Consider the following 8632-nt stretch of genomic DNA (forward strand, 5'->3'; position numbering starts at 1 on the left):
AGCCATCCGCCAGGGCATCAAGGAATACAGCAACTGGCCAACGATTCAGCAGCTCTACATCAAGGGGGAGTTCATCGGCGGCTCGGACATCATGATGGAGATGTACGAAAGCGGCGAGCTGCAACAACTCCTCGGCGCCAAAGTCTGAGCAGCGTCCCATTACGGCTGATCGCGGAGATCGGCCACGGGGCCGGGATGCGCGACGCACCCGTGTGGGTTTGGGGCAACGCTGAATAAGTTCCCGCGATGGCGCGCGCCCGGCGGCGGGATGGGATGCGAGGCGCAAACCGCAGCCATAGCCGAAGCTATGGCGAGGATTTGCAACGACGCAGCCCGCCCGCAGTTGGGATGCGCGACGCGCGAGGGACTTGTTCAGCGTTGCCTTAGGCCCGACCTCAAACGCCGTCGTAGCGCCAGTTGCGCTGTGCGGCGAACACCGCGTTCGGGTATTCGGGCCGCCCCCGGCTGCCGTTGTAGCGGCCCAGCGCCAGAAACAGGTCGCCGCGCTCACGGTCGAGGTAGTGCCGCAGGATCACGCAGCCAAAGCGCAGGTTGGTCTGCATGTGGAAGAGCTTGCTCGCATCGCCGTCCCCGATGAGCCGCGCCCAAAACGGCATCACCTGCATGTAGCCGCGCGCCCCCACTGGGCTGACCGCGTATTTGCGAAAGCCGCTCTCGACCTCGATCAGCCCCAGCACCAAGGACACATCGAGTCCGGCGCGGCGGCTTTCGTACCAGACGGTCTGCAGAAATTCGCGCCGGGTGTCGAAGTCGGGCTTGCGCTTGCGCAGCCGGAAAATCATCGCGCCCATCCAGCGCAGGTAGCGCAGCCGCGCCTCGGTGGTCGCAAACTCGGGCACCGGCGGCGCGCTGTTCGCAATGGCAGCGCTCAACGCGCTGCGCACCGCGTCGGCCAGCGGCTCCTCGATCTGCCCGCCCGCCCAAGATTGCTCCGGAAAAGAGAGCACGAGAGGACCGATCCACGCTGGGATCAGCAGTTTTCTTCTTGAAATCATCACGCAAACAGGGGCCTGGCGCAGCACGGTTCCGCGCGAACGCCCCTCGTCTCGTTCATGGCGCGACCGGCAGAACCCCCAGGCCGAGGCGAGCAGCCAGGAAGGCGTGCAGCTCGCTCAAGGCCACGCCGGTGGCTTCGGTGTCGCGCCGGTGTTGGTACTCCACCCGGCCGTCTTTGAGGCCGCGCTCGGAGATGACCACCCGGTGCGGCACGCCGATGAGTTCCCAGTCCGCGAACATCGCGCCGGGGCGCTCGCCGCGGTCGTCGAGGATCACGTCCACGCCGGCTTGGGCGAGCGCGTCATGCAGCGACTCGGCGGCACTGCGCACCGCCTCGCTGCGGTCCATGCCGATGGGGCAAATCACCAACGTGAACGGCGCGATGGCGTCGGGCCAGATGATGCCGCGCTCGTCGTGGTTTTGTTCGATCGCCGCCGCCGGCAACCGCGTGATGCCAATGCCGTAGCAGCCCATTTCGAAGAAAGCGGGTTTGCCGTCCTCGCCGAGGAAGCTTGCGTTCATCGCCCGGCTGTACTTGGTGCCGAGATAGAACACATGGCCGACCTCGATGCCGCGCTCGATCGCGAGCACGCCCTTGCCGTCGGGCGAGCGGTCGCCGGCGACCACGTTGCGCAGGTCGGCGACCAGCGCGGGCTCGGGCAGGTCTCGGCCCCAGTTCACGCCGGTGAGGTGCACGTCTTCTTCGTTGCCGCCGCAGATCCAGTCGGCCATGAGCGCCACTTCGCGGTCGGCCACGACGGTCACCGGCTGCTGGAGGCCCACCGGCCCCAGATAGCCCGGCCGGCAGCCAAAGTGCGCTTCGACCTCGGCTTGGGTCGCGAAGCGATAGCCGCCCTCCATGCCGGGCAGCTTGCCGACCTTGACCTCGTTCATGTCGTGGTCGCCGCGCAGCAACAGCAACCAGATGCGGGTCGCGGTGATGTCCCCCGCCTCGTTGCGCGTGTCGGTGGCCAACACCAGCGACTTGACCGTGCGCTGCAGCGGCACACCCAGCAGTTCAGCCACCTCGGCGCAGGTGCTCTTGCCCGGCGTCGGTACGCGCTGCAGCGGCTCGGTCGGCGCCGGCCGCGGCCCTTCGGGCGCCAGCGCCTCGGCCTTCTCCATGTTGGCGGCATAGTCGCTCGTCGGGCAGTAGACAATGGCGTCTTCGCCGGTGGCAGCGATCACCTGGAACTCTTCGGACAGGTCGCCGCCGATGGCGCCGCTGTCGGCCGCCACGGCTCGGTATCGGAGGCCAAACCGGTCAAAAATGCGCCGATACGCCTGCGCCATGACCTGATAGCTCGCCTGGGCACCCGCGGCATCGCGGTCGAAGCTGTAGGCGTCCTTCATGATGAATTCGCGCCCACGCATCAGGCCAAAGCGCGGCCGGCGCTCGTCGCGGAACTTGGTCTGGATCTGGTAGAAATTTTTGGGCAGCTGCTTGTAGCTGCGCAGATCCTGGCGCGCAATGTCCGTGATCACTTCCTCGCTGGTCGGCTGAACGACGAAGTCGCGGCCGTGCCGATCCTTGATGCGCAGCAGCTCCGGCCCCATTTTGTCGAAGCGCCCCGTCTCCTGCCAGAGCTCGGCGGGTTGCACGATCGGCATGAGCAGCTCGACGGCGCCGGCGCGGTTCATTTCCTCACGCACGATGGCCTCGACCTTGCGGATCACCCGCAGACCCAGCGGCATGTAGTTGTAAATGCCCGCGCCGAGGCGTTTGATCATGCCGGCGCGCATCATCAGGCGGTGGCTGATGACTTCGGCGTCGGCCGGGGCTTCGCGCAGGGTGGCAATGTGGAATTGGGTGGCTTTCATGAACTCGCGTATGGAAATGAACGGGGCGGCAACTGGGCGGCGCGCCGCCGCCGGATGCGGCCCGGGCCAGCACCGCGGGTAGACACGCATTGGAAGCGCGCGCCCCGGCAGGCATAATGGCCGCAGTCTACAGAATTGGGGTTTGATTATGCTTGACCGTGAAGGCTTTCGGCCCAACGTCGGCATCATCCTGCTCAACCAGAAAAACCAGGTGTTCTGGGGTAAGCGCATCCGCACCCACAGCTGGCAGTTCCCCCAGGGCGGCATCGACCGGGGCGAAACACCCGAGCAGGCCATGTACCGCGAATTGCACGAGGAAATCGGGCTGCGGCCCGAACACGTGCGCATCATCGCCCGCACCCGCGACTGGCTGCGCTACGAGGTGCCAGACCGCTACATCCGCCGCGATTCCCGCGGTCATTACAAGGGTCAGAAGCAAATCTGGTATTTGTTGCAGCTCACGGCCCAGGACTGGAACCTGAACCTGCGCGCCACAGACCATCCGGAATTTGACGCTTGGCGCTGGAACGACTACTGGGTGCCGCTCGACGCCGTGGTCGAATTCAAGCGGGGCGTCTACGAAATGGCGCTCACCGAACTGGCGCGCTACCTGCCGCGGCGCGAAGGCAGCAATCGCTTCCTGCGCGGCAGCATGCGTGGGCGCGACGAGGCCCCCGCGCGTCCCCGGCCCTGCATGCTCAAGCCGCCGATCGAATTGCCGCCCGGCGCGAGCTTCGACCCCGATCCTTCACGGGGCGGGGCGCAACCCCAAGCCGGCGCGGGAGACCCGCTCGAGCCCGATGCCGCGCAGGCCCGACATGCAAGTCCATGAGCCATCCACGCGCCCGCTGCGCAAGATGGCGGGTGCGCACAGGCGGGTGCTCGTGGGGCACCTGCTGGCTGCATGGAGCATCGCCACCGCGCTCGGCGCAGCCCATGCCCAGAGCGGCGACGCGCCGAACGCGCCACCGCCCTGGCCTGCCCCCAGCTCACCCTCAACGTGGATCGGTCTGCCCCAAACCCGTGGATCGACCTTGAACGTCGCCCTCGACCCCGCCGGTGTCGAGGTCACGCCAGACGGCGTCGTGCATTTCGTCCTCGTCATGGGGACGACCGCCGAGGGCAGCGCGCCGAGCGCCTTGCGGGCCAGCCTGCGCTGCCAAACCGCCGAATACCGGATTGAGGCGCGCTTTCAGGCCGACACCGGCTGGGTCATGGCGCCCCAGGACCTGACTTGGCAGCCCATGTCAGAAACCCCGCTTGGACGGCTCAGCTGGATGATCGCCCGCAACGGCGCCTGCGAAGGCCGCACGGTGGCGGGGTCGGCCTCTGAGATCGTGCGGCGCCTGCGGACCGGGCGCGTCACCGGCTACGAATGAGCGAACGCGACGCTGACCCTTCCGCCGTCGGAACTGATTCAGCCTTACCCTGAACCTTGGCTCACCGAGCCGCGGTGACGACCAGGTTGTCCCGGTGCACCATCTCCGGCTCAGCAACGTAACCAAGCAGAGTTTCGATCTCGCTCGACGGCTTGCGGCACAGCAGTCGGGCCTCGCCGCTCGAGTAATTGGCCAGGCCGCGGGCGATTTCTGCGCCTTGCGGATTTCGAATGGCGATGACGTCGCCGCGAACGAATTCACCCTCGACGCCCACCATGCCGATGGGCAGCAGGCTTTTGCCCTCGCAAAGCAGCTTTTCGACGGCCCCGGCATCCACCTCGACCGCCCCGCGCAGCTGCAAATGGTCGGCCATCCACTGCTTGCGCGCCTGCTTCTTCGCGGTTTGCGCGACGAGCAAGGTGCCGATGGGCTCGCCCTCGAACAAGCGCCGGAGCACCTCGGGCTCCCGACCCCAGGCGATGACCGTCGACGCACCGGAGCCCGCCGCCCGTCGCGCCGCCAGGATCTTCGTCAGCATGCCGCCGCGCCCGATGCTCGAGCCGGCGCCGCCGGCCATCGCCTCCAGCACCGGATCACCCGCGCGTGCCTCGCGCACGAGCTCGGCCGCGGGATCCTTGCGGGGGTCGGCGGTGTAGAGCCCTTTTTGGTCCGTGAGGATGACGAGCACGTCGGCCTCGATCAAGTTAGCGACCAAGGCGCCGAGGGTGTCGTTGTCGCCAAACTTGATTTCGTCCGTGACCACCGTGTCGTTTTCATTGATGACCGGCAGCACTTTCAAGCGCAGCAAGGTCAGCAGCGTCGAGCGGGCATTGAGGTAACGCTCCCGATCGGCGAGATCGGCATGCGTCAGCAGCACCTGGGCGCTGCCCAGGCCATGCGCGCGCAATTTCGACTCGTACATTTGCGCCAGGCCCATTTGGCCCACGGCCGCCGCCGCCTGAAGCTCGTGCAACTCCTTGGGCCGCTGCGACCAGCCGAGCCGCTTCATCCCTTCGGCAATCGCACCGCTCGAGACCATCACGACCTCACGCCCCTGCGCGACCAGGGCCGACAGCTGCCGCGCCCACTCCCCGATCGCGTGCTCATCGAGACCGCGCCCCTCATCGGTGACCAGACTCGAGCCGACCTTGACGACGATCCGCTGCGCCCCGCGCAGGATCTGATTGACCTTTTTTTCCGTCATTTAGGCACCACGCGGGCGTAAATTCGAGCCTCAATGCTCACTTTTTTGAACCGATGTCGCGCCTGGCTCCGTTGCGCTCGCGTCCATCTCCGGCGTGCTGAATCGGGGATCCACCACCTCGGGCACCTGCTCCCGGACGCGCTGCGCCTCCAGATGCTGGTACACCGCGCGGATGAGTGTGTCGCAACCCTCGTGCGTCAACGCCGAAATTTCGAACACCGGCCCTTTGTACCGCAGCCGCTTGACGATGTCCTTGATCCGGGCCGCACGCAGCTCGGGGTCGAGCATGTCGCACTTGTTGAGCACCAGCCAGCGTGGCTTTTCAAACAGTTGCTGATCGTACTTCTTGAGCTCGGCCGCGATCGCACGCGCCTGCGCCACCACGTCCACCGTTTCGTCGAACGGCGCCACATCGACCACATGCAGCAGCAGCCGGGTGCGCTGCAGGTGCCGTAGGAATTGATGACCGAGACCCGCGCCTTCGGCGGCGCCCTCGATCAAACCCGGCACATCGGCCACCACGAAGCTCTGCTCCGGGCCGACGCGCACCACACCGAGGTTGGGGTGCAAGGTCGTGAAGGGATAGTCGGCAATCTTCGGCCGCGCGTTCGAAATCGCCGCAATCAACGTGGACTTACCCGCATTGGGCATCCCGAGCAGTCCCACATCGGCGAGCACCTTCAGTTCGAGCTTGAGGCTTTTACGCTCACCCGGCCAACCCGGTGTCTTCTGTCGCGGCGCACGGTTGATCGCGCTCTTGAAGCGCATGTTGCCGAACCCCCCGTCGCCGCCCTTGGCGATCAGGATGCGCTCGCCGGGTTTGAGCAGTTCGTAGAGCACCTCGCCGGTTTCGGCATCGCTGATGACCGTGCCCACGGGCAACTTCAGCGTGATGTCATCGCCCGCCGCCCCGAACATGTCTGAGCCCATGCCATGCTGGCCGCGTTTGGCTTCGAATCGCCGGGTGTAGCGGAAATCCACCAGCGTATTCAGACTGGCATCGGCGACCGCCCAGACATGGCCCCCGCGGCCACCATCGCCGCCGTTGGGCCCGCCAAATTCCTTGTACTTCTCGTGTCGAAACGAGACGCACCCGTTCCCGCCATCGCCCGCGATGACCTCCACGTATGCTTCATCGACGAACTTCATGGTCGGCTCCGTTCTACACCCTCAAAAATCCAAACCCTCACGCACGGCGGCCAGGAGGTGCCTGGTCTCGCGCCCAATCCCTACAGATGGGGACCCATCCGCACCGTCCAAGCCCTAAGCTCAGACGCGGCGTCGGCGCATCCGCTTCCGAGCAAGGGCAAGCCCTGCAACGAAAAAGCCCCGACCAGGCGGGGCTTTGACGATGCAGGGCAAGACGCTCAGAGCGGCGTCACGCTCACCGTGTGCCGGTTCAGAGGCCCTTTGACCGCGAAGGTCACCTGACCGTCGACCAGCGAGAACAGCGTGTGGTCTTTGCCGATACCCACGTTCACGCCGGGGTGGAAACGCGTTCCCCGTTGCCGCACGATGATTGCGCCGGCCGAGACACGCTCTCCACCGAACGCCTTGACACCGAGCATCTTCGGCTTGGAATCGCGTCCGTTGCGCGTAGAGCCGCCGCCTTTTTTCTGTGCCATGACTGATGCTCCTTAAGCCGTGATCGCCCCGATTTGCAGTTCGGTGAACTGCTGGCGATGCCCTTGATGCTTCTGATAGTGCTTGCGACGGCGCAGTTTGAAAATGCGCACCTTGTCGTGCTTGCCATGGGCCACGACCGTGGCCTTGACCGTCGCACCGGACACCAGGGGCGTACCCACCTTGATCTCGGCGCCGTTTCCGACGGCCAGAACCTGGTCGATCACGATTTCCTGGCCTACGTCCGCAGCAATCTGTTCTACTTTGATTTTGTCGCCGGCTGCAACCCGATATTGCTTGCCACCGGTTTTTATGACCGCGTACATGTAAACCTCTTCTGTGAGTATCTGCAGACGGATTTCCGCAGAGCCCGCGAGTATAACAAAACTCCGACCCGCGCTACCCACGGCCCGGCTGGCAACACGCCCTTCGAAACGGCGCTTTCTATAATCAGGACAGCTTCGCCCCTGGGATACGCCTTGACTTCAGCCCCTGCCCTCAGTTTTCAAGAACTCGTCCATGACGATCTCGCCGCAGTCGATCGCGTCATCGCAGAGCGCCTGGAATCGAGCGTCCCGCTGGTGGGCGAAGTCGCTCGCTACATCATCGGCGCCGGCGGCAAACGCCTGCGCCCGGTGCTGCTGCTCTTGACGGCGCAAGCCCTCGGTTGCCAGCGACGCGAGCGCCACACGCTCGCTGCGGTGGTCGAATTCATCCACACAGCGACCCTGCTGCACGACGACGTGGTCGACGAATCGACCCTGCGCCGCGGCCGCGCAACGGCCAATGAGACCTTCGGCAATGCCGCCAGCGTCCTGGTTGGCGACTTCCTCTACTCACGCGCCTTCCAGATGATGGTCGATGTCGGCGACATGCGCATCATGCGCATCCTGGCCGACGCGACCAACGTGATCGCTGAAGGCGAGGTGCTGCAGCTGATGAACATGCACGACGCATCGCTCAGCGAAGAAAGCTACCTCCAGGTCATACGCTCCAAAACCGCCAAGCTCTTCGAAGCCAGTGCGCGCATTGGCGCCGTACTGGCCGGCGCCGACGACGAGACCGAGCGCCGCTGCGCCACCTACGGACAAGCGCTGGGCACCGCCTTTCAAGTGGTCGACGACGTGCTCGACTACACCGGTGCACCGCAAGAGCTGGGCAAAAACCTCGGCGATGATTTGCGCGAAGGCAAGGCGACGCTGCCCTTGATCTTTGCCATGCGCCGCGCAAGCGCCGAACACGCTGCACTGGTCCGCAGCGCCATCGAAACCGGCGGCTGCGACCAACTCGACGCCATCGTTCAGATCGTGCAGCGAACCGGTGCCATCGAAGCCAGTATGGAGGCGGCACGCGCCGAAGCCCTGCGGGCAGCCGAAGCGGCGGGCGGCCTGCCCGAAAATGCCTACAGCCAGGGTTTGCTACAATTGGCGACTCAGCTTCTGGAGCGACGTCACTGACAGGAGTGATGCCGCGTCGATCGCGAATTCGATCGGTCGCAACAGAAGCTTTTCGGGGTGTAGCTTAGCCTGGTAGAGCGCTACGTTCGGGACGTAGAGGCCGGAGGTTCGAATCCTCTCACCCCGACCAG

At 65.4% G+C, this 8632-nt stretch carries 10 protein-coding genes and 1 tRNA gene; 5 read left to right on the forward strand and 6 right to left on the reverse strand.

Annotated elements, in window-relative coordinates; genetic code table 11:
• Positions 1-148, forward strand: a 148-nt coding sequence (locus JHC36_RS03535) for a glutaredoxin family protein (protein WP_503006824.1), incomplete at its 5' end; no start/stop codon positions are given.
• Positions 149-395: 247 nt separating this feature from the next.
• Here the strand turns inward: JHC36_RS03535 and JHC36_RS03540 are convergent.
• Both JHC36_RS03540 and JHC36_RS03545 read right to left on the reverse strand, forming a co-directional pair.
• Complete coding sequence (locus JHC36_RS03540; protein ID WP_287915948.1) at positions 396-1016, reverse strand: lytic transglycosylase domain-containing protein; 621 nt, start codon at positions 1014-1016, stop codon at positions 396-398.
• Between the two features lie 55 nt (positions 1017-1071).
• Positions 1072-2838: a proline--tRNA ligase gene (locus JHC36_RS03545; RefSeq protein ID WP_287915950.1), complete on the reverse strand. Its 1767-nt coding sequence runs from the start codon at positions 2836-2838 to the stop codon at positions 1072-1074.
• A gap of 148 nt (positions 2839-2986) precedes the next feature.
• On the opposite strand from JHC36_RS03545, the gene JHC36_RS03550 reads away from it, so the two are divergent.
• The gene (locus JHC36_RS03550; protein WP_287915952.1) at positions 2987-3670 is read left to right on the forward strand and encodes an RNA pyrophosphohydrolase; all 684 of its coding nucleotides are present in this window, start codon (positions 2987-2989) and stop codon (positions 3668-3670) included.
• Positions 3657-4217, forward strand: coding sequence for a CNP1-like family protein (locus JHC36_RS03555; protein WP_287915955.1), 561 nt, complete (start codon positions 3657-3659; stop codon positions 4215-4217). The genes JHC36_RS03550 and JHC36_RS03555 overlap by 14 nt, the downstream gene beginning before the upstream one ends.
• A gap of 61 nt (positions 4218-4278) precedes the next feature.
• On the opposite strand, the gene proB is transcribed toward JHC36_RS03555, so the two are convergent.
• The 4 genes from proB to rplU form a co-directional block, all read right to left on the reverse strand.
• Positions 4279-5421, reverse strand: coding sequence for a glutamate 5-kinase (proB, locus tag JHC36_RS03560; protein ID WP_124223843.1), 1143 nt, complete (start codon positions 5419-5421; stop codon positions 4279-4281).
• 30 nt (positions 5422-5451) lie between these two features.
• Positions 5452-6570 (reverse strand): Obg family GTPase CgtA, encoded by a 1119-nt coding sequence (gene cgtA / locus JHC36_RS03565; RefSeq protein ID WP_124223841.1) that lies wholly within the window; start codon positions 6568-6570, stop codon positions 5452-5454.
• A gap of 218 nt (positions 6571-6788) precedes the next feature.
• A complete protein-coding gene (rpmA, locus tag JHC36_RS03570; RefSeq protein WP_124223839.1) occupies positions 6789-7046 on the reverse strand; it encodes a 50S ribosomal protein L27 in 258 nt (85 codons plus the stop codon).
• 12 nt (positions 7047-7058) lie between these two features.
• Positions 7059-7370, reverse strand: coding sequence for a 50S ribosomal protein L21 (rplU, locus tag JHC36_RS03575; RefSeq protein ID WP_124223836.1), 312 nt, complete (start codon positions 7368-7370; stop codon positions 7059-7061).
• A gap of 153 nt (positions 7371-7523) precedes the next feature.
• Between rplU and JHC36_RS03580 the strand changes: the two genes are divergently transcribed.
• Both JHC36_RS03580 and JHC36_RS03585 read left to right on the forward strand, forming a co-directional pair.
• On the forward strand, positions 7524-8501 hold the full coding sequence (locus JHC36_RS03580; protein ID WP_353846114.1) for a polyprenyl synthetase family protein: 978 nt from the start codon (positions 7524-7526) through the stop codon (positions 8499-8501).
• Positions 8502-8554: 53 nt separating this feature from the next.
• A tRNA-Pro gene (locus tag JHC36_RS03585) sits at positions 8555-8631 on the forward strand.
• Position 8632 lies beyond the last annotated feature (1 nt).

Source organism: Tibeticola sp. (genome assembly GCF_022759015.1).
Taxonomy (GTDB): Bacteria; Pseudomonadota; Gammaproteobacteria; order Burkholderiales; family Burkholderiaceae_C; genus Tibeticola; species Tibeticola sediminis.

Excerpts from the sequence above, each read along its gene's own strand:
- JHC36_RS03540 (WP_287915948.1), bottom strand. The coding sequence starts at position 1,016 with ATGATTTCAAGAAGAAAACTGCTGATCCCAGCGTGGATCGGTCCTCTC.
- proB (WP_124223843.1), bottom strand. The coding sequence starts at position 5,421 with ATGACGGAAAAAAAGGTCAATCAGATCCTGCGCGGGGCGCAGCGGATC.
- JHC36_RS03545 (WP_287915950.1), bottom strand. The coding sequence starts at position 2,838 with ATGAAAGCCACCCAATTCCACATTGCCACCCTGCGCGAAGCCCCGGCC.
- cgtA (WP_124223841.1), bottom strand. The coding sequence starts at position 6,570 with ATGAAGTTCGTCGATGAAGCATACGTGGAGGTCATCGCGGGCGATGGC.
- JHC36_RS03550 (WP_287915952.1), top strand. The coding sequence starts at position 2,987 with ATGCTTGACCGTGAAGGCTTTCGGCCCAACGTCGGCATCATCCTGCTC.
- rplU (WP_124223836.1), bottom strand. The coding sequence starts at position 7,370 with ATGTACGCGGTCATAAAAACCGGTGGCAAGCAATATCGGGTTGCAGCC.
- JHC36_RS03555 (WP_287915955.1), top strand. The coding sequence starts at position 3,657 with ATGCAAGTCCATGAGCCATCCACGCGCCCGCTGCGCAAGATGGCGGGT.
- rpmA (WP_124223839.1), bottom strand. The coding sequence starts at position 7,046 with ATGGCACAGAAAAAAGGCGGCGGCTCTACGCGCAACGGACGCGATTCC.